We start from the raw sequence: 20002 nt of genomic DNA on the forward strand, positions 1-20002 counted from the left end.
ATGTCCGTACTTTAAATGTATGGACAGGCACCGGGTCGTGATCGTCGGCGGGGGTAGCGCCGGCATGTCGGTGGCCGCGCGACTGCGCCGGGCGGGGCAGCGCGACGTAGTGCTGATCGAGCCCTCGGCCACGCACCACTACCAGCCGCTGTGGACCCTGGTCGGCGGCGGACGCGCCCCGGTGTCGGCCAGCGCCCGGCCGCAGAGCGCCGTGCTGCCACGCGGGGTGCGCTGGGTCCGCGGACGCGCCACCGGCATCGATCCCGAGGCGCGCGAGGTCAGCCTGGCCGACGGGCAGGTCCTGGACTACGACTACCTGGTCGTGTGCCCGGGCATCCAACTCGACTGGGCGGCCATCCCCGGTCTCACCGACACACTCGGCCGGGACGGCGTGTCCAGCAACTACACCGCCGAGCTGGCGACCAGGACCTGGCGGTTCGTGCGCGATCTGCGCTCGGGCACCGCCGTGTTCGCGATGCCGCCGGGGCCGATCAAGTGCGCGGGCGCCCCACAGAAGATCGCCTACCTGGCCGCCGACCACTGGCGCCGGGCGGGCCTACTCGACCGCATCGAGATCCACCTGGTGCTGCCGACCCCCGCCCTGTTCGGCATCCCCGAGTACGGGCGAGTCCTCGGCGAGGTCGTCCGCCGCTACGGCATCACCGTGCACCTGTCCAGTGAGGTCACGCAGGTCCGCGCCGACACGCGCCAACTCCTGGTGCGCGACAACACCTCCGGCGCCACCACGGCACTGCCCTACGACCTGGCCCATCTCGTGCCGCCGCAGAGCGCGCCGGACTGGCTCAAGGGCGGTCCGCTCACCGATCCGCAGGACCCCGCCGGGTGGGTGCAGGTCGACCGGCACACCTTGCGACATGTGCGGTACGCCAACGTCTTCTCGCTCGGTGACGTCTGCTCCGCGCCGACGTCCAAGACCGGTGCGGCCGTGCGCAAGCAGGCTCCGGTCGTGGTCGCCAACCTGCTCGCCACGATGCGGGGCGGCACACCGGTCGCCCGCTACGACGGGTACGCCTCGTGCCCGCTGACCACCGCACGCGGCAAGGTGGTGCTGGCCGAGTTCGACTACTCGATGCGCCCGCGGCCGTCCTTCCCGCTGATCAACACTGCCAAGGAGCGCACCGACATGTGGTACCTCAAGCGACACGGCCTGCCGTGGTTCTACTGGAACCTGATGCTGCGGGGTGTGGCGTGAACCCCTTGGTGTTCCGGCAGTACTACCTGGACTGCCTCTCGCACGCCTCCTACCTGGTCGGCGATCGCGGCACCGGCCGGGCGGTGGTGGTCGACCCGCAGCGCGACATCGGCCAGTACCTGGCGGACGCGCGCGAGAGCGGCCTGGACATCGAGCTGGTGCTGGAGACCCACGTGCACGCCGACTTCCTGTCCGGCCACCTGGAACTGGCCCGGGCCACCGGGGCGCGGATCTGCTACGGGGCCGAGGCCGAGGTCGACTTCCCGATCAGCCGGCTCGCGGACGGCGCGCGGATCGCACTGGGCGAGGTGGAACTGGAGATCCGGCACACCCCCGGCCACACCCCGGAGTCGATCTGCGCCGTGGTCTGGACCGGTGGGCCCGAACCCTTCGGCGTGCTGACGGGGGACACCCTGTTCGTCGGCGACGTCGGGCGACCCGACCTGCTGGGTGCTCGTGGCTGGTCGGCCGAGCGGCTCGCCAGGGCGCTGTACCGCTCGATCCACGACAGGCTGCTCACTCTCCCTGACGCCACAAGGGTTTTCCCCGCGCACGGTGCGGGCTCGGCCTGTGGTAGGAACCTGTCCGCCAGCACGAGCAGCACGATCGGTGAGCAGCGGCTCGCCAACTACGCGCTCGCCCCGATGACCGAGGACCAGTTCGTGCGCGCAGTGGGTGTCGATCAACCTGTTGTGCCGCAGTACTTCTCCTACACCGCGCAACGCAACCGCGAGAACCGGTCCACATTGGACGAACAGGAGCCGGTCGAGCCGGTGACCGCCGAGCGGGCCGAGGGCGCGGTGATCCTGGACGTCCGCGAGCCCGAGGAGTTCGCGGCCGGGCACCGCGCCGGAGCGGTCAACATCTGGCTCGGCGGCCGGTTCGCCGAGCTGGCCGGGCAGGTGCTGCGACCGACCGACCCGATCGTGCTGGTCGGGCTGCCCGGCACCCGGCGGGAGGCCCGCACCCGGCTGGCCAGGATCGGGTTCGACGGTGTACTGGGCCACCTCGCCGACGAGCTGGGGCCGGGCGGCCTGCGTACCGCCGACCGGACCACCGCCGAGGGACTGGCCGGTCGGCTGCCCGAGTTCCACGTGGTCGACGTGCGCGGCCTGGGCGAGATCGCGGGCACCGGCTCGATCCCCGGCGCGCAGCTGATCCCGTTGCCGGAGCTGACCTCCCGGGTCGCCGAGCTGGACCGTGAACGGCCGACACTGGTGTACTGCGCCAGCGGCAACCGCTCCTCGACCGCCGCGTCCTGGTTGCGCGCCAACGGGTTCACCTCGGTGACCGACCTGAGGGGCGGGTTCGGCGCCTGGCTGGACGCGGGGTTCCCGGTCAGGTGACGGCGTTGCTGCTGGCGCTGGCCGCCGGGGCCGTGATCGGGCTGGCGGTGGGCGCGCTCGGCGGAGGTGGCGGGGTGCTCGCGGTGCCCGCGCTGACCTACCTGGTCGGGGTCGCCCCGAACGACGCGGCCACCGCGAGCCTGGTCATCGTCTCGGTGACCTCGCTGACCGCGTTGTGCACCCACGCCAGGGCCGGTGCGGTGCGGTGGCGTACCGGCCTGGTGTTCGCCTCGGCCGGGCTGCTGCCCGCGGTGGCGGCCTCCGTGGTGTCGCGCCAGCTGCCGCACGCGGTGCTGACCGCGGCGTTCGCGGTGCTGGCAGGTCTGGCCGCGATCACCATGCTGCGCGGTGAAAGCCCGGCCGTACACCGCGCCGGCGCGCCGATGGCCCTCGGCGCGGGTGCCGGGCTCGGCGCGGTGACCGGGCTGCTGGGGGTCGGCGGCGGTTTCCTGGTGGTGCCCACGCTGGTCTCCGTGCTGTCACTGCGGATGCGGGCCGCCGTGGGCACCAGCCTGCTGGTGATCGCGGTCAACTCGGTGGCAGCACTGGGCGCCCGGCTCATCACCGCGCACACCGCGCTGGACTGGTCGGCGCTGGCCCCGTTCACCGGTGCCGCCGTGCTCGGTGCCTGGGACGGCAAGCGGCTGGCCGCCAAGCTCAGCGGTACCGCACTGCGCAGGGCCTTCGCCGTGCTGCTGCTCGCGGTGGCCGCGTTCATGCTGGTGGACGCGGTCAGGCCCCGGTGAGCCGGTAGCCGGTGGCCGCGGAGTACTCGGCGGTCAGCGCGAACCGGTCCCCGCGTACCACCGTGTGCCGCCACTCCACCGGCACGTCTCCGGCGCGGCTGAGTCGGTTCACCGCGAACACCGCCGTGCCCTGCGGGCAGCGCAGTTGCGCGCGCTCAGCCGCGGTTGGCAGCACGGCGCGCACGTCCTCACGGCCGCTGTCCAGCCGGATCCCGGTGCGTGCGGCCAGTTCCGCGTACAGGCTGGTGCGGGTGAAGTCGGCGCCGAGCAGGGGAGCGGCCAGCGCGGCGGGCAGCCACACCCGGTCCAGCGCCAGGGGTTCCTCCCCGGCCAGTCGGAGCCGGTCCAGGTAGACCAGCGGGGCGGAGGCCTCCAGTCCGAGCCGTTCGGCCACCAGTGCGTCCGCGCGCTGGTCGAAGATCCGCACCACGCTGCGCTGCGTCAGACCGGCCGCCTCCACCGAGGCGAACAGGCTGTACAGGGCGCCCAGCGGCTGGCGGATCTCCGCGGGCGGGGCGATCCGCGGCTGGCGCCCGCGCTCGGCGGTGACCGTGCCGTCGGCGCGCAGCTGGTGCAGGGCCTGGCGCACGGTGTACCGGCTGATGCCGTACTCGGTGGCCAGGGCCAGTTCCCCGGGGAACTGCTCGCCGAACTCGCCCGCGCCGAGCCTGCCGAGCAGGTCCTCGCGCAGTTGCCGCCACAGTGGCACCGAGCCGGTCCGGTCCAGCTGACCTGCCGCCACCACACCACCTTCCCGCGCGGGAACCTCTGCCGCCGCACAGCTTAGGTGCTGCCCCACGCCCGCCGCAGGGCGCATCTCTGTCCCATTCGGTCAACACGCTATTCGTGAATTCGCGCTTTGTGACAACAAAATTGGTTGTTGCCGGTCGCGATACGTGTTGGTAACGTCACTGCCATCGGTGAGATCGATCACTTCCCCTGTGCGTGGTTGAGGAGACACCTGTGTTCAGACATAGAATTCCGGTACTGGTTGCCGCCCTCGCGCTCGCCGCGCTGACCACTGCCGCCACCAGTGCCGCCGCACCAGTTCGGACCAGCGGGTCCGTCACCAAGAACCTCACCTACACCTGCAACTTCCCGCTGATCGGCCAGCAGCAGGTGAATGCCGTCCTGGCCATCACCTTCCCCGATTCGGTCGCGGTGGGATCGGTCATTCAGCCCACCGATTTCAGTGTCGGACTCACCCTGCCCGACAATGCCACCGCCGGTCTGCGGCTCATTGGCGCCACCACGGTCGAGGGCGACAAGGCCTCCGCCGGTGTCGACGTGAAAATCAACGACACCGAGATCGGGGTGACCCTCAACGGCCTGGCCATCCCGAACAGCCCGGTTCCCGAGACCGGCCCCACCTCGCTCACGCTGAGCGGACCCATCCCCGGCCTGACCCCGAAGGCGGCCGGTCAGGTGTCCTTCGCGCTCGGCAGCACCTTCGCCGCGCAGATCACGCCGAAGAAGGCTGACGGCACGCCCACCGGCCTGGGCACCTTCGACCCCCAGTGCTCCCTGGACCCCGGACAGGACGTCGCACTGGCCACCATCACCGTGAGCTGAGCCCCCAGCCAGCCCGCGGTGATGTCATGAACGTGCCGTTCGAGACACTAAATGTCTCGAACGGCACGTTCATGACTTGCTGGTGTGCGCGGGATGACCGGGTGGGTCCGGTACTGGACAGGATCCTTGACGGGGTGTTCGGTGGCTGGTTGTCTTCCCGGGTCGCCGCCAGCCGTCCTGACAACGTTGTCACCGTTGCTGAAGGGAACACCCTGGGATGCGTCGAACACTGGGGCTGCTGATCCCCGCGACCCTGTTGCTGGGGGCGGTCGCCGCGCCGGTCTCGGCGGACACCGAGGCCTGGCAGGACCTGGCGGCCGCGGTGAACCCGTTCGTCGGGGCGAAGGCGGGCGAGCAGGCCGAGAGCAACACCTACGCCGGGGACACCTTCCCCGGCGCGGACGTGCCGTTCGGCATGGTGCAGTGGAGCCCGGACAACCCGTTGCAGCCCAAGGCGCCGCAGGGCACGGGCCGGTACTACAGCCGGGACCGGGACGGCGGCTACGCCTGGGAGGACAACCGCCTGCGGGGCTTCAGCCTCACGCACCTCAACGGTGCGGGCTGCGGCGGAGCAGCGGGCGACCTGCCGTTCATCCCATACGCGGGCGAGGTGACGACCTCACCGGCGGCCGACCAGGCGCACTACTACGCCACGTTCTCGCACGACAGGGAAAGCGCCTCGCCGGGGTACTACAAGGTCACGACCGATGCCGGGGTCACCACCGAGCTGACGGCGACCACGCACACCGGGCTGGGGCGGATCGCGTTCCCCGCGGGCAAGACGGCGAACCTGCTGGTGGACGTCGCGGACTCGGCGATGGGCAGTGACGAGGCCGCGGTGACGATCGACCCCGCGAACCGGACCGTGTCGGGCTGGGTGTCCAGCGGGCACTTCTGTGCGGGGCCGAACAAGTACCGGGCCTACTTCACGGCGAAGTTCGACCAGCCGTTCACGGCGTACGGGGTGTGGCAGGACGGTGCCGTCAAGCCGGGCGCGACCAGCGCGCAGGGCGGCAACCTGAGCAAGGCGACCTGGGACAAGCAGGTGGTCACGGCGGACGGTGGCTCGGGTGCGTACCTGACCTTCGCCCAGGACAGGCCGGTGAACGTCCGAGTTGGACTGTCGTATGTGGACGCTGACGGCGCGCGGCGCAACCTGTCGGCCGAACAGGGTGAGCGCTCGTTCGACCAGGTCCGGCAGCAGGCGCGCCGCCAGTGGAACGATCGGTTGAACCAGGTGCGGATCGGCGGGGGAACCGCCGACCAGCGCACGACCTTCTACACCGCGCTGTACCACTGCCTGTTGCAGCCCAACGTGTTCTCGGACGTGGACGGGCGGTACACGGGGTTCGACAACAAGGTGCACCGGGCCGCGCCCGGCCACGCGCAGTACGCGAACTTCTCGGGCTGGGACGTCTACCGCGACGAGATCCAACTGCTCGCGCTGCTGGCCCCGCACGAGACCTCGGACATCTCCCAGTCGCTGTACAACCAGGCCACGCAGGCCGGGGGCATCTGGGACCGCTGGTCGCAGAACAACGATTTCATGGGCGTCATGGCGGGCGACCCGTACCACTCGATGATCGCGAGCTCGGTTGCCTTCGGCGCCAAGGACTTCGACGTGAAGGGCGCGCTGGCCTCGATGGTGCGCGGGGCGACACGGGTCCAGCAGGCGGGGGAGCGGGCACTGGAGCGGCCCGGGCTCTGGGACTACCTGACCCTGGGCTACCACCCGGACAACGTCTCGGACATGTTGGAGGAGACCAGCGCCGACTTCGGCATCGCGCAGCTGGCCCAGCGGCTCGGGCAGTCGCAGGTGCACCAGGAGTTCATGAAGCGGGCGCAGTACTGGGAGAACGTCTACAACCCGGCCAGCGGCTACCTGCAGACCCGGCTGCGCAACGGGCAGTTCCTGACCCCGTTCGACCCGGCCAACCACCAGGAGATGCGCTACCAGGAGGGCAACGCGGCGCAGTACACCTGGATGGTGCCCTACAACGTGCGCGGCCTGTTCGACGCGATGGGCGGGGACAAGGCGGCGGTGCGGCGCCTGGACACCTTCTTCACCAAGCTCAACACCAGCGCGGACGAGCCCTACGCCTTCATGGCCAACGAGCCCTCCTTCGAGGTGCCGTGGGAGTACGCCTACGCGGGCGCCCCGTATCGCACGCAGGACCTCGTGCGCCGATCGGCTGAGCAGTTGTTCAAGCCGACCCCGGACGGCCTGCCCGGCAACGACGATCTCGGCGCGACCTCGGCCTGGTACGTGTGGGCGGCGCTGGGCATGTACCCGGAGGCGCCCGGCCGGGCCGAACTGGTGCTGGCCAGCCCGATGTTCCCGCACATCACGGTGACCCGCGGCTCCGGCCAGCGCATCACGATCAACTCCGCAGGGGACGGCAAGTACGTGCAGTCCCTGCGCGTCAACGGCAAGAGCACCGGCAAGGCCTGGCTGCCGGAGTCCTTCGCGGTCGACGGCGGCACCCTGGACTACGCGCTGGCGGCCACGCCCAACACGAGCTGGGGCGCCGCCGCGGCCGACGCCCCGCCGTCCTTCCGCGAGGGCGAGGTGCCGGTGCGCGGCTCGGTCGGACCGGGCTCCGTGGTGCTCGACCCCGGCGGGCAGTCCACCAGCGCGACGGTCACCGCTGAGGGCATCACCGGCAGCGGAACCGTGACCTGGCAGGCGAATCCGCCCGCGGGCGTGACCGTGACCCCGAGCAGCGGCACGCTGACGGTCGGCTCGAACGGCAAGGCGCAGCAGGAGATCCACCTGCGGGCGAGTGCGGATACCAAGCAGGGCAGCACAACCGTGCCGGTGGCCTTCGGTGGGCAGCTCGCGGCGCGGCTGAGCGTGACGATCGGCAAGCCGGGCAGCATGATCGCCAGCTACGGCAACACCGGGGTCACCGAGGACAGCAAGGTCTGGCTGGGGGACTTCGGCACCACCGACCTGTACCCCGGTGGTTACGGCTTCTCCTACTCGGCGCAGGCCCTGGCCGCCGCCGGGGTCCAGCCAGGCAAGCAGGTCAACGCCAACGGGCTCGCCTTCACCTGGCCCGCCAGCGCCTCCGGCGGCAACCCGGACAACGTGGTCGCCGCCGGGCAGACGCTGACCGCCCCCGACTCACCGGGCGCCACCAAGCTGTCCTTCCTCGGCGCCGCGGTCGGCGGGGACGCGCACGGCACGGTGACGATCACCTACACCGACGGCAGCACGCAGACCGCCGACCTGGGGCTGTCCGAGTGGCTGCTGAAGGGCGGCACCGAACAGCCCCAGTTCGGCAACGCGGTCGTCGCCACCACCCCGTACGTGAACTCGGCGTTCCCGCGCTACATGTTCCGCCTGCAACGGCCTTACAAGGCCTACCTGTTCGCCACGGCGCCGATCACGCTGACGCCGGGCAAGCAGGTCCGCACGATCACCTTGCCCGCCACCACAACTGGCGGTGAGGCCCACGTGTTCAGCTACGCGCTGGGCTGAAGCAGCACCTTGCCCGTGGTCCGGCGTCCCTCCAGGTCCTCGTGGGCCTGGCGGGCGTCGGACAGCGGGTAGCGCGCGCCGATGCTGATGGTCAGCTCGCCGCGGGCCACCGCGCCGAGCACCTCCCCGGCCCGCCACTCCAGCTCCTCGCGGGTGCGCAGGTGGTGGCCCAGCGAGGGCCGGGTCACGAACAGGGACCCGCCGCTGTTGAGCCGTTGCAGGTCCACCGGCGGCACCTGGCCGCTGGCCGCCCCGTACAGGGCGAGCACCCCGCGCACCCGCAGGCTGTCCAGGCTGGCGTCGAAGGTGTCCTTGCCGACCCCGTCGTAGACCACCGCCACACCCTCGCCGCCGGTCAGCCTGCGCACCTCCGGCGCCACCTCGACCTCGGTGTAGCGGATGACCTCGTCCGCACCGGCCTCGCGGGCCAGCTTCTCCTTCTCCGCGTTGGACACCGTGCCGATCACCCGGCCGCCACGGGCCTTGACCAGCTGGGTCAGCAGCAGCCCCATGCCACCGGCCGCGGCGTGCACCAGCACGTCGTCACCGGCCTGCACCGGATAGGTCGAGGCGGTCAGGTAGTGCGCGGTCAGGCCCTGCAACATCGCGCCCGCCGCCACGTCCAGCGCCACCCCGTCCGGCACGGCCACCGCCTGGTCCTGCGGCACGGCGACCTTCTCCGCGTAGCTGCCCGGCGCGCTGGCCCAGGTCACCCGGTCGCCCACGGCGAAACGCGTCACGCCCTCGCCGACCGCCACGACCGTGCCCGCGCCCTCCAGGCCGATCGTGAACGGCAGCGGCAGCGGGTAGACCCCGGTCCGGTGGTAGGTGTCGATGTAGTTGACCCCGCTGGCCGCGACCTCCACCAGCAGCTGGCCCTCGCCCGCCACCGGATCGTCGACCTCGACCGCCCGCAACACCTCGGGGCCACCCGTGGTCTGGACCTGCACCGCCCGCATCCGTGCCTCCTCGTGACGAACTACCTGATCGGTGCCAACAGCGCTCAGGCCGCCGCTGTTCCCAGCGCCGCGCGGCGGGCCAGCCCCAGCGGCAGCGCCCCGGACCCGGCGATCCTGTCGTGGAAGGACTTGAGGTCACCCAGCCCCGCTTCGAGGTAGTCCGCGCGGATCCGGTCGATCTCCAGCGCCCCGGTCAGGTAGGACGGTGCCTGGGTCGGCCACGCGCAGTACCGGTTCACCTCCGCCTTGGCCATGCCCTCGTTCAGCGAGGACCTGCTGCCCATGTACTGCTCCGCCTGCGCCACGGTCATGTCCCCGCAGTGCAGCGCGGTGTCCACCACGATGCGCGCCGCGCGGAAGATCCGCATGTCCAGGTGCGCCAGTTCGCGGCCCGGGTCGGTGAAGTAGCCCTGCTCGCGCATCATCTTCTCCGCGTACAGCGCCCAGCCCTCGGTGAAGTACGAGGTGGTCAGCGCCTTGCGCACGGCCCTGGGGTTGCCCGCGAGCCAGGACAGGTGCCAGTGGTGCCCCGGGTACGCCTCGTGCACCGCCGCCGAGGTCACCTGCGCGCGGAAGTTGCCGCGCAACCGGTGAGTGAGCTGCTCCTGGTCGGCGTCCTCCGGGGTGAACGGCACGAAGTAGTGGCCGGTGCGGGAGGCGGTGAGCTGGCGCGGGGCCATGTAGAACGGCACCGCGAACAGCGGACGCAGGAAGACCGGCGCGGGCACCACGCGGCACAGCTCCCCGTCGGCGAAGCTCACCAGGTCGCGCTCGAGGAGGAACTGCCTGGCCCGCTCCGTTTCCGAGGTGCACTCGGCGAGCAGCTCCGCCAGCGTGGCCGGGTGGTCCTCCTGCAACGCGCGGATCGCCTGCTGCCAGTCGTCCCCGGCCAGCGCGCGTGCCTCGGCGGCCAACTCCTCGTAGGCGGCCAGCCCGCGCTCGTGCAGCTCACCGGCCCCGTAGCCGAGCATCTCGCACTCGGTGAGCAGGGTCGAGTACAGCTGCTCGCCCATCCGCCAGTCCCCGGTGGCTCGCTCCGCGAAGGACTCCAGGTAGGTGGCCAGCGACTCCGCCTCCTCCGCCGCCGACTCGCCCGCCTCGGCCAGCTTCGCCCGCAGGGACTCGTCGGCCACCTCACCAGGCAGCGTCACGGTGAGGAACTGCCGGGCCGTGCGCAGCGAGCTCAGCGCGCGCCGCACCAGCAGCTCGCAGGACAGCTCGGGATCCAGGTTCGCCCGGCAGGCCGCGAAGACCCCGGGCAGTTCGGCCAGCCTGGACAGCGCGGAGGCGACCAGTTCGGGCTCGGGCTGCTGGCGGTGCAGGAAGGTGCCGAACAGGGACTGGATCGGCGACCCGGCGTACACGGCGGGATCGCGGCGCCAGGTGGGCCACTGCGCGCGGGCCCGCTGGCCGCGCAGGTGCGAGACGATCAGGTCCCGGTCGATGGCCGCGTCCTGGTCTGCTGGCCGCACCGAGGCGAGCCGGTCCAGCCAGCCCGCGGACTGCCGCTCGCGGTCGAGCCAGCCCGACTCGCTGAGGTCGCCGAAGGTGTGCTCCTGCTCGGTGCGGCCCAACATCGCCGCGTGCATCGGGTTCGCGTCCAGGTACCAGGCCATGAAGTCGGCCACGAAGTCGGGCGTGTGCTCGGTCACGTGGACTGAATCTAGTCGTCGTCGACTAACCTCCGTGTCATGTCTGAGCAGACCGTCGCCGTCACGGCACCGGCCCGCGCGGTGGCCGCGGCCAAGTCCTTCGTCTCCGCGCACGGCACGCCCGCGCGCGCCGTGGTGGAGAACATCGGCCGCATGGGTGCCCGGGTGGTGCTGGTCGGGGCCGACGGTGCCATGGGCGACGTGGTGGTCGCCGACGTGGCCACCGGGGAGGCGCTCTGCGCGGCGGTCGCCGACCTGGAGCAGTCCGAGTGGGACCGGGACACCACCGCGGCGGCGAAGATCGGTGCGAAGCACCGGCGGCGCATGGCGGGGCCGAGGGCCCGCAAGGCCTGAGACCTCCGATCTTCACCCGTTCGTGCCATAGGATGCCTGAATCGGCTGGCCGTGCGGGTGTGGGGGACGTGGCGTGGTGTCGGGCAGGGTGAGCCCCAAGGTCGTTGTCGGCGTGGTCTACGTGTCCGCGCTGTTCATGACAATCCTGGACTCGACGGTCGTCAACGTGACCCTGTCCAAGATGGCCGCGGAGTTCGGGGTGGCCCCGGTGGACGCACACTCGGTGGTCATCGGCTACCTGCTGAGCCTGGCCGTGTTCCTGCCCGCCTCGGGCTGGTTCGGTGACCGCTGGGGCAGCAAGCGGGTCTTCCTGGTGGCGCTGGCGGTGTTCGTCGGCGCCTCGGTGCTGTGCGGGCTGGCCGCCAACCTGCCGCAGCTGGTGCTGTTCCGGGTGGTGCAGGGCGCGGGCGGCGGGCTGCTCACCCCGGTCGGCCTGGCGATGATGCTGCGCGCCTTCCCGCCGGCGGAGCGGGCCCGCGCCTCCCGGCTGCTCTCCCTGCCCACGATCTTCGCCCCGGCCAGCGGTCCGGTGATCGGCGGCCTGCTCGCCGACCGGCTGTCCTGGCGCTGGGTCTTCTTCATCAACATCCCGCTGGGCGTGCTGGCCTTCGCCTTCGGCGCGTTCATGCTCACCGAGCGCCGCGAGCCGGAAGCCGGTCGGTTCGACCTGCCGGGTTTCGTGCTGACCGGCCTCGGGCTGGGCGCCAGCATGTACGCGCTGAGCCAGGGCCCAATCAGCGGCTGGAGCTCCCCGGACGTGCTCGCCACCGGCCTGGGCGGCCTGGCGCTGCTGGTCCTGCTCGTGCTGGTGGAACTGCGCTCCGCCGAGCCCATGCTGCGGCTGAGGTTGTTCGGCAGCAGGCTGTTCCGGTCCAACTCGCTGGTCATCTTCCTGGCCACCGCGGGGTTCCTCGGCACCCTGTACCTGATGCCGCTGTTCCTGCAGAACGTGCGGGGCGCCTCCGCCCTGTCCTCCGGGCTGACCACCTTCCCCGAGGCCCTGGGCGTGCTCTGCTCGGTGCAGGTGGTCGGCCGGATCTACCCCAGGGTCGGCCCGCGCCGGTTGCAGCTGTTCGGCCTGACCGGTGTCGGGCTGACGATCAGCCTGCTCGGCACCGTGGACCTGGGCACCGAGCAGTGGCTGATCGCCGCGATGATGTTCGGGGTCGGCGTGTTCATGGGCTGGGTCTTCCTGCCCACGCAGACCGCCGCCTTCGCCGCCGTGCCCGTCGAGCAGCTGGGCCGCTCCGCCGCCCTGTTCAACACGGTCCGCCAGCTCGGGTCGGCCATCGGCGTGGCCCTGCTCAGCGCGGTCGTCACCGTGTTCGGGCCGGTACCCGACAGCGACTCGGGGCTGATCGCCTACCACGCGGGGTTCTTCACCGCCGCGACCCTGGCACTGCTGGCCGCGGCGGCCGCGCTGACCGTGCGCGACGTGGACGCCGCCGCCACCCTGCGCCAGCCCACCGGCGAGTCCCGCCCAGCCGCGCGCGAACCCCGCTGACCCGCACGCGAGTCCCGCTCAGCCGCGCGCGAACCCCGCTCAACCCCAGCGCGTGTCGGCGCTTCCGGTGCCGCGTGTCGGCGGTTTCGGTACGAAATCCCACGAATTGGGAAACCGTCCTCCGAGCGCCGACACACCGTGCGGGAAGCGCCGACACGCGCTGTTCTGCCGCGTGGCCACTCGCTCGCTCCGTAACCTCCGGTTACACTAGGACTTCAGTGTCGATTGAAGTCGATCTCAGGGGGCACCGGTGGTCCGAGAGAGCCAGCTTTCGGTCTGGATCGAGCAGATGGCCGCGCACTTCGTGCCGGAGGGCATCCCGCTGATCGGCGGGCGCATCCTGGCCTACCTGCTGGTGTGCGACCCGGTCGAGCGCACCGCCGCCGAGCTGTCCGAGGAGCTGGAGGCCAGCAGCGGGTCGATCAGCACCAACGTGCGCCTGCTGATGAACCTCGGCGTGGTGACCAAGACGACCCGCCGTGGGCGGCAGGCCGCCGAGTACAAGCTCAACGAGCAGGGCTGGCACGACATGGTCAACCGCCGGCTGCGTGCGCTCGCGCAGACCAGGGAGCTGACCTCCTCCGGTCTGCGCCTGCTCAGCGGGGACCCGCAGCGGGCGCTGCGCCTGCGGGCCATCGACGAGCTCTACGGCTGGCTGGCCGCGGAGCTGCCCGGGGTGTGGGAACGCCGCCCCGCGCCGCCGAAGTAGCCGCCGCCCGCTGGGCGGGACTCGGCCGCCCCAGGACGGGACTCGTCAGCGGCTCAGCGGGACTCGCCGTACCTGACTACACCGGGGCCGGTTCGGCGTGGTCGGTGGCGGGCTGGGTGACGGCTCGCGGAGCAGGGCCGCGGTCGCGGCAGGCGGTCCACAGGTTGGCACCGGCCGCCACCACCAGGCCGGCACCCAACACGTGCCCGAGCACCAGCAGGGCCGGCACCCCCGTCCAGTACTGGATCATCCCGACCGCGCCCTGGGCGAGCACCACGGCCACCAGCAGCCAGTACCGCCGCCACAGCACCGGGCTGCCCGAGGTGATCCGCAGCCCGAAGCCCAGCGCCACGATCATGCCGAGGAACAGGAACAGCAGGTCGGCGTGGATCTGGGCGAGCAGTTCCACCGGCACGTCCAACCGGGGCGTGCGCCGGTCCCCTGAGTGCGGCCCGGCCGCGGTCACCAGCGTGCCGGCGATCAGCAGCAGCACCAGCACCACGGCCTGCGCCGCCTGCAGGTGCAGCAGCGGGCGCGGCACGGTCGGCCGGAGCGGCTCGTCGCCCTCGTCCAGCGAGCGGTACAGGAGCACCGACAGCCAGATCAGCGGCATCGAGGCGAGGAAGTGCGGGGCCACCGTCCACCACTGAAGGCCGGCCAGCACGGTCATCCCGCCGATCACCGCCTGGGCCACCACGCCCATCGGCATCATCGCGGCCAGCACGACCACCCGCCGCCGACGCGGCCGGGCGGCCAGGGCCATCAGAACGCAGGCTGCGCCGACCACGCCGAGCAGACCGCCCAGCATCCGGTTACCGAACTCGATCCACTGGTGCAGCTGCCCCTCCAGCGGGTCGGCGATCGGCACCAGGCTGCCGGGGGCGCACTGCGGCCAGGTCGGGCACCCGAGCCCGGAACTGGTGACGCGGACCACGGCGCCGGTCACGGCGATGACCACTTGGCCGATCACCGCGGCCAACGCGAGCCCGCGCTCGGCACGACGGGGCAGAGCTGGCAGGCGGTCGATCCAGGCTTTCAGCGACACCCTTCGATGGTAGGTCGGGCTTGCTGAGAACCCTTGGCCGGGGCCCGATCCGGACGCGCGCGGGCGCGAACCAGTCGGGTTCGAGCACCGCTCTAGCGCGGAATTCCAGGCTGTGACGAGGAAACGCTACGCGGATCGCCGCACCAGGCTGGTGATCTTGTCCAGGGCGGGCCGCAGCTCGTGCACCCGCAGCAGGGCCATCATGCCGAAGGCCGCCAGCAGACCCAGGATCCCGCCCAGCAGCAAGGAGATCCACGCCCCGGCGGCACCGTGCACCCCGCCGGGCACGAACTTGGCCACACCGAGTTCGATCACCAGCGCTGCCGCGGCGCCCCACACGGCGGACACGGCGACCTTCACGTAGGTGCGGGCCACCCTGCGGCTGCCGATCCGGCCGAACCTCTTGCGCAGCCACAGTTCGCCGACCACCGTGCCCACGGTGAAGCTGATCGCGTCGGAGAAGGTCAGTCCGAACACGACCATCTGGGAGGGCAGCAGGTACGCGGCGGCCACGCAGATCGGGACCTTCACCGCGATCATGATCATGTTGATCAGGGTGGGCGTGCGCGCGTCCTTCATCGCGTAGAACACGCGCATCTGCAACATGGTCAGGCCGTAGGGCAGCAGGCCGAAGGCCGAGGCGGTGATCGCCAGCCCGAGCCGCCCCGAGTCCGCGCCCGCCTTGCCGAACACGAGCAGACCGGCCGCGATCGCCGGTCCCAGCACGGTCATCAGCGCACTGATCGGGGCCAGCATCACCGCGGACATGCGGCTGCCAAGGGACAGGTCCTCGATCAGCGCGGGGATGTCGCGCTGGGCGGCGGCCTTGCTCATCCTCGGCATGATCGCGGTCAGCAGGGACACGCCCAGCACCCCGTAGGGCATCTGCACCAGCAGCCAGGAGTAGGTGTAGATGGAGATGCCGCCGGTGGCGTGCCCGGTGGCCACGCGGGTGATGGTCACGTAGCCGACCTGGCTGACCACCACGTAGCCGACCACCCAGGCCGCCAGGCCGCCGAACTCGGTGAGCCTGGGGTCCCAGCCCCACCGCCAGCGCGGGCGGTACCCGCTGCGCAGCAGGGGAGGCACCAGCATGGCCGCCTGGGCCACGATGCCCAACGTGGTGCCGATGCCCAGCACGAGCAGCTTGACGTTGCCCATCTCCACCGGGTTGGTGGAGATCTCGCCGGGCAGCACGTAGTACACGCCGATGGTGACGAGCAGCACCAGGTTGTTGATCACAGGCGCCCAGGCGGGCGGCCCGAACACCGTGCGGGAGTTGAGGATCGCGCCGAACATCGCGAACAGCCCGTAGAAGATGATCTCGGGCAGCAGCAGGTACGCGAACGCGGTGACCAGCGCCGGGTTGGAGGTGTCGGTGCCGGACACGAACAGCTTGGGCACCAGCGGGGCGCACAGCACCGCGACCACGGTCAGTGCGGTGAGCAGGGTGAAGCTGACAGTGAGCAGCCGGTGGGTGTACTCCTCGCCCTCGTCGGCGTCCTCGTGCTTGGCGCGCACCAGCAGCGGCACCACGACACTGGTCAGCACCCCGCCCAGCAACAGCTCGTAGAGGATGTTGGGCACCGTGTTGGCCACGGTGTAGGAGTCGTTGACCGCGCCCGCGCTCAGGCCGATCACGTAGGCCAGCAGGAACTTCGACAGGAAGCCGGTGATCCGGCTGGTCAGCGTGGCGATCGCCATGGAGCCGCTGGCCTTGGCCAGCGAGGGCTCGTTCCGTGCGGTCATCGTCATGTCAGCCGGGTGGTCCTGGCGGCCAGGCCCGCACCGGCCACGCACCAGAACAGCAGCACCAGCACGGGCTGCACGCCGGGAGCCGCGCCGGTGGCGAGCACCGCGCGCAGCGACTCGGCCAGTGCACCCGAGGGCAGGAACTGCACCACGGCGGCCAGCCCGCTGGGCAGCGCGCTCAGCGGCACGACGATGCCCCCGGCCAGCAGCAGCGCGAACCACACGATGTTGGCCACGGCGAGCACGATCTCCGCACGCAGCGAACCGCCCAGCAGCACGCCTAGCGCACCGAAGGCCAGCGTGCCCAGCAGTGCCAGCAGCGCGGTCCAGGCGATGCCGCCCAGAGTGGGGGACCAGCCCAGCGCGAGCGCCACGGCACCCAGCACGACCAGTTGCAGCACCACGACGATCAACGCGGCGAGCAGGCGGCCCGCCACCAGCAGCCAGCGCGGGATCGCCGTGGCGGCAAGGCGTTTGACCACGCCGTACCGGCGGTCGAAGCCCAGCGCGATGGCCTGCCCGGTGAACGCGGAGGACATCACCGCGAGCGCGAACACGCTGGGCGTCACGGAGTTCACCCGCGGCTCGGGCAGCGCGACCACGTGCACCAGGGTCATGCCCACCAGCAGCGCCAGCGGGATGAGCAGGGTCAGCAGCACCTGCTCCCCGTGCCGCAGCGCCAAAGTGGCCTCGGTGCGGGCCTGCACCAGCAGCATCCGGCCCAGCCTGCCGCGTCCCGGCGCGGGCACGAACATGCCCGGTTCGAACGTGCTCACGGGACACTCCTCGCTGACGCTCGTCGGCCCGCGAGCGGGCGCCCTGTGCTCGATGGTGAGCTCACGACCTCAGCTCCCGTCCGGTCAGCTCCAGGAACACGTCCTCCAGGCTGCGCTTGGCCACCCGCATCTCCTCGGCGAGCACGCCCTGCTGCGCGCACCACGCGGTCACCGTGGAGATCACCTGCGGGTCCACCCGGCCGCCGACCAGGTAGGAACCCGGGCCGACCTCGTCCACCGTGCAGCCCTCCGGCAGCGCGGAGACCAGCAGGCTGGTGTCCAGGCCCGAGCGGGCGCGGAAGCGCAGTTGCTGCTCCCCGTCGGAGCCGCAGGTCAGCTGCTGCGGGCTGCCCCCGGCGACGACCCGGCCGTGGTCCACGATCACCACCTGGTCGGCCAGCGTCTCCGCCTCGTCCATCAGGTGCGTGGTCAGCACGACGCCCACCCCGTCACCGCGCAGCGCGGTCACCAGCTCCCACACCAGCCTGCGCGCCTGCGGGTCCATGCCCGCGGTCGGCTCGTCCAGGAACACCAGCTCGGGACGTCCCACCAGCGCGCAGGCCAGGGACAGCCGCTGCTGCTGGCCGCCGGACAGCCGCTTGTACGGGGTGCGGTGCGCGCCGGTCAGCCCGAGCACGTCCAGCAGCCAGGCGGGGTCCAGGGGGTTGGCCGCGCAGCTGGCGACCAGCCGCAGCATCTCGCCCGCGCGCACGCCGGGGTAGGCGCCGCCGCCCTGGGGCATCACGCCGATCCGCGCCCGCAACTGGGCGCCCTCGCGCACCGGGTCCAGCCCCAGCACCCGCACGCTGCCCGCGTCGGGCCGCAGGAAGCCCTCGCAGACCTCGACGGTCGTGGTCTTGCCCGCGCCGTTGGGCCCCAGCAGGGCCAGCACGGTGCCGCGTTCCACGCGCAGGTCGAGACCGTTCACCGCGACGGTGGAGCCGTAGCGCTTCACAAGACCCGACACCTCGACCACTGGGGCATCGGGGTGGGTAGTCACGGCACGGCAGCCTAGGCCGTCCGGGACGGGCGTCTCGATCCGGCTCACCCCACCGGCTCCGCGGTGACCGGGCGCACCTCGGCGTCCTTGCCACGCGGTTCGCGGGCGGGCAACCGGCCCCTGACCAGCAGCAACAGGATCGCGGTCAGCACGATCGCGGCCACGGCCGACTGCGGCAGCACGAACACCCGACCGTCGAAGGTGGACCCGGTCGGCGGGGTGACGATCGCCACCAGCGCGCAGATCACCGTGGCCCACAGCCGGAACCTGGGGTTGGTCACGGCGGTGGCCAGCGGGATGATCGGCCACAGCACGTACCAGGGCTGCACGACCGGCCCGAACACCACGAACAGCACCAGCACCAGGCCCATGCCGTACATGGCGGAGTAGCGGCCCTTGAAGCTGCGCCACAGCACCAGCGCGCTGCCCCCGGCGAAGACCAGCCAGCCCAGGAAGCGGATCGTGCCCACGATGGCGTTGGTGTGGTTGCCCAGTTGCAGCGCGATGCCCGCCCCGCTGGCGGCCAGCCCGACCAGGGTCACCGGGGACAGCCAGCTCAGCACGATCGTGCCGCCGTTGAGCGTGCCCGTCCAACCCCAGCCCAGCCCGCTGGCCACGGTGATCCCGGCGGTCACCAGCCCGGCGATGCCCACCAGCGCGGCCCCGGCCCACACCAGTTGCCGGAACGTGCCGCCCCAGCGGCGCGCGATCATCACCCCGAGGAAACCCAGTGCGACCAGCGCGGGGATCTTGATGCCCGCGCCGAGCGTGATGACCACGGCCCCGGCCAGCAGCCCGAGCAGCTCGTGCCGTCCCAGTGGCGGCACGGGGTCGCCCGGTTCCACCGCGGGCAGCCGGTGCAGGGCGATCACGAACCCGGCCAGCATCAGCCCGATGCCCAGCGCCTCGTTGTGCACGCCCACCACCAGGTGGAAGATCACCAGCGGGTTGGCGGCGCCCAGCCAGATCGCGCTGATCGGCGGCACCCCGAAGCGCCGCGCCAGGCGGGGCAGGGCCCAGACGATCAGCCCCAGCCCGATCAGCATCAGGACCCGTTCCAGCAGCACGCCGATGACCACGTTGGTGCCCGAGATCGAGGTCACCAGCCGGCCCAGCGTGAGGAAGAGCGGGCCGTAGGGGGAGGGCGTGTCCCGCCAGATCGTGGGCACGTTCTGCGCGAGCACGTCGTCGGGCCCGAGCCCGGCCGCCGCCCCGCTGGTGTACGGGTCCAGGCCCTTGTCCACGGCCCAGCTCTGCGCCAGGTAGCTGTACACGTCCTGGCTGAACATGGGCGGCACCAGGACCAGTGGCACGGTCCACATCACCAGCGTGCGGTCCATCTGCGCGCGGGACAGCAGCCGCGGCCTGCCTGGCCAGGTGAACCGGCCCAGCCACAGCCAGGCCAGCACCAGCATCGCCATGCCGGTGAAGGCGCTGGCGATGGCCACGGTGGGGATGCGCGGGAACAGGCCGAGCATCGGCACGCCGGGCAGCGGGTTGATCACCGGCGAGGCCCCGGCGCCGAGCCCGCCGCAGGCCATCAGCAGGGAGCCGACCGTGCCGAAGCGGCGGATGCCGTCGAGCTGGCGGCGCTCGGCGCGGTCCAACCGCACCGGGGTCTGTTCGACGGGGGTGAGCACGGGCTGCCGGGGATCCCCGGCCAGCCAGGTCACCAGGTGTTTGAGACGGGCCACCAGCACCGAGCGAGCCTATCGGGGCCGGGGTGGGGCCCGTGTACGCCTACGGGAAGTGCCGACACACCGCACGGGAAGCGCCGACACGCGGGGTTGACAGCGCGTGTCGGCGCTTGCGGTACGCCGTGTCGGCGTGTTGCGGATCGGTGGCGGTGATCACGGGGTGGAGTCGTGAGCTGGGCGGAAGCCGCCGCGA

At 71.7% G+C, this 20002-nt stretch carries 17 protein-coding genes; 9 read left to right on the forward strand and 8 right to left on the reverse strand.

The genetic code is table 11. The features are described 5' to 3' along the window. The first annotated feature begins 19 nt into the window (after window positions 1–19). From KALB_RS18335 to KALB_RS18345, 3 genes are read left to right on the forward strand one after another with little or no spacing between them, the layout of a single operon-like run. On the forward strand, window positions 20–1213 hold the full coding sequence (locus KALB_RS18335) for an NAD(P)/FAD-dependent oxidoreductase (protein WP_025357172.1): 1194 nt from the start codon (window positions 20–22) through the stop codon (window positions 1211–1213). Further along, the gene (locus KALB_RS18340) at window positions 1210–2559 is read left to right on the forward strand and encodes an MBL fold metallo-hydrolase (RefSeq protein ID WP_236650283.1); all 1350 of its coding nucleotides are present in this window, start codon (window positions 1210–1212) and stop codon (window positions 2557–2559) included. Before KALB_RS18335 ends, KALB_RS18340 begins: the two co-directional genes overlap by 4 nt. Further along, window positions 2556–3305, forward strand: a complete 750-nt coding sequence (locus KALB_RS18345; RefSeq protein WP_025357174.1) for a sulfite exporter TauE/SafE family protein — start codon at window positions 2556–2558, stop codon at window positions 3303–3305. Before KALB_RS18340 ends, KALB_RS18345 begins: the two co-directional genes overlap by 4 nt. Here KALB_RS18345 and KALB_RS18350 read toward each other — a convergent pair. Next, window positions 3292–4047, reverse strand: a complete 756-nt coding sequence (locus tag KALB_RS18350) for a GntR family transcriptional regulator (protein WP_025357175.1) — start codon at window positions 4045–4047, stop codon at window positions 3292–3294. The two genes, KALB_RS18345 and KALB_RS18350, sit on opposite strands and share 14 nt — an antisense overlap. A gap of 203 nt (window positions 4048–4250) precedes the next feature. Here KALB_RS18350 and KALB_RS18355 point away from each other — a divergent pair, with 203 nt between their 5' ends. From KALB_RS18355 to KALB_RS18360, 3 genes are read left to right on the forward strand one after another with little or no spacing between them, the layout of a single operon-like run. Next, entirely contained in the window at window positions 4251–4877 is a 627-nt protein-coding gene (locus tag KALB_RS18355; protein ID WP_042220510.1) for a DUF6801 domain-containing protein, read from the forward strand. A 26-nt stretch (window positions 4878–4903) separates the two neighbouring features. Next, entirely contained in the window at window positions 4904–5119 is a 216-nt protein-coding gene (locus KALB_RS46560) for a hypothetical protein (RefSeq protein ID WP_148309518.1), read from the forward strand. Beyond that, a complete protein-coding gene (locus KALB_RS18360) occupies window positions 5095–8361 on the forward strand; it encodes a GH92 family glycosyl hydrolase (protein ID WP_025357177.1) in 3267 nt (1088 codons plus the stop codon). Before KALB_RS46560 ends, KALB_RS18360 begins: the two co-directional genes overlap by 25 nt. Here KALB_RS18360 and KALB_RS18365 read toward each other — a convergent pair. Both KALB_RS18365 and KALB_RS18370 read right to left on the reverse strand, forming a co-directional pair. Next, a complete protein-coding gene (locus KALB_RS18365) occupies window positions 8346–9320 on the reverse strand; it encodes a quinone oxidoreductase family protein (protein ID WP_025357178.1) in 975 nt (324 codons plus the stop codon). The genes KALB_RS18360 and KALB_RS18365 overlap by 16 nt on opposite strands. A gap of 44 nt (window positions 9321–9364) precedes the next feature. Next, complete coding sequence (locus KALB_RS18370) at window positions 9365–10972, reverse strand: DUF885 domain-containing protein (protein ID WP_025357179.1); 1608 nt, start codon at window positions 10970–10972, stop codon at window positions 9365–9367. A gap of 39 nt (window positions 10973–11011) precedes the next feature. Between KALB_RS18370 and KALB_RS18375 the strand changes: the two genes are divergently transcribed. From KALB_RS18375 to KALB_RS18385, 3 genes are all read left to right on the forward strand, one after another. Continuing rightward, on the forward strand, window positions 11012–11326 hold the full coding sequence (locus KALB_RS18375) for a hypothetical protein (RefSeq protein WP_025357180.1): 315 nt from the start codon (window positions 11012–11014) through the stop codon (window positions 11324–11326). Window positions 11327–11402: 76 nt separating this feature from the next. Continuing rightward, window positions 11403–12830, forward strand: a complete 1428-nt coding sequence (locus KALB_RS18380) for an MDR family MFS transporter (RefSeq protein ID WP_025357181.1) — start codon at window positions 11403–11405, stop codon at window positions 12828–12830. Between the two features lie 250 nt (window positions 12831–13080). Further along, a complete protein-coding gene (locus KALB_RS18385) occupies window positions 13081–13539 on the forward strand; it encodes a GbsR/MarR family transcriptional regulator (RefSeq protein WP_030110363.1) in 459 nt (152 codons plus the stop codon). Window positions 13540–13615: 76 nt separating this feature from the next. Here the strand turns inward: KALB_RS18385 and KALB_RS18390 are convergent, their stop codons facing one another. From KALB_RS18390 to mptB, 5 genes are all read right to left on the reverse strand, one after another. Further along, on the reverse strand, window positions 13616–14584 hold the full coding sequence (locus tag KALB_RS18390) for a COX15/CtaA family protein (protein WP_025357183.1): 969 nt from the start codon (window positions 14582–14584) through the stop codon (window positions 13616–13618). Window positions 14585–14710: 126 nt separating this feature from the next. Beyond that, window positions 14711–16333, reverse strand: a complete 1623-nt coding sequence (murJ, locus tag KALB_RS18395) for a murein biosynthesis integral membrane protein MurJ (RefSeq protein ID WP_051913106.1) — start codon at window positions 16331–16333, stop codon at window positions 14711–14713. A 2-nt stretch (window positions 16334–16335) separates the two neighbouring features. Further along, entirely contained in the window at window positions 16336–17091 is a 756-nt protein-coding gene (locus KALB_RS18400) for an ABC transporter permease (RefSeq protein ID WP_042222241.1), read from the reverse strand. An 82-nt stretch (window positions 17092–17173) separates the two neighbouring features. After that, complete coding sequence (locus tag KALB_RS18405) at window positions 17174–18112, reverse strand: ABC transporter ATP-binding protein (protein WP_025357186.1); 939 nt, start codon at window positions 18110–18112, stop codon at window positions 17174–17176. Window positions 18113–18156: 44 nt separating this feature from the next. Then, window positions 18157–19812 (reverse strand): polyprenol phosphomannose-dependent alpha 1,6 mannosyltransferase MptB, encoded by a 1656-nt coding sequence (gene mptB / locus KALB_RS18410; RefSeq protein ID WP_025357187.1) that lies wholly within the window; start codon window positions 19810–19812, stop codon window positions 18157–18159. Window positions 19813–20002 lie beyond the last annotated feature (190 nt).

The sequence above is a fragment of the Kutzneria viridogrisea DSM 43870 genome (assembly GCF_000525635.1).
Classification (GTDB): Bacteria; Actinomycetota; Actinomycetes; order Mycobacteriales; family Pseudonocardiaceae; genus Kutzneria; species Kutzneria viridogrisea.

Coding starts and splice junctions, on each gene's coding strand:
- murJ (WP_051913106.1), bottom strand. CDS start 16,333: ATGACCGCACGGAACGAGCCCTCGCTGGCCAAGGCCAGCGGCTCCATG.
- KALB_RS18335 (WP_025357172.1), top strand. CDS start 20: ATGGACAGGCACCGGGTCGTGATCGTCGGCGGGGGTAGCGCCGGCATG.
- KALB_RS46560 (WP_148309518.1), top strand. CDS start 4,904: ATGAACGTGCCGTTCGAGACACTAAATGTCTCGAACGGCACGTTCATG.
- KALB_RS18400 (WP_042222241.1), bottom strand. CDS start 17,091: ATGTTCGTGCCCGCGCCGGGACGCGGCAGGCTGGGCCGGATGCTGCTG.
- KALB_RS18375 (WP_025357180.1), top strand. CDS start 11,012: ATGTCTGAGCAGACCGTCGCCGTCACGGCACCGGCCCGCGCGGTGGCC.
- KALB_RS18365 (WP_025357178.1), bottom strand. CDS start 9,320: ATGCGGGCGGTGCAGGTCCAGACCACGGGTGGCCCCGAGGTGTTGCGG.
- KALB_RS18360 (WP_025357177.1), top strand. CDS start 5,095: ATGCGTCGAACACTGGGGCTGCTGATCCCCGCGACCCTGTTGCTGGGG.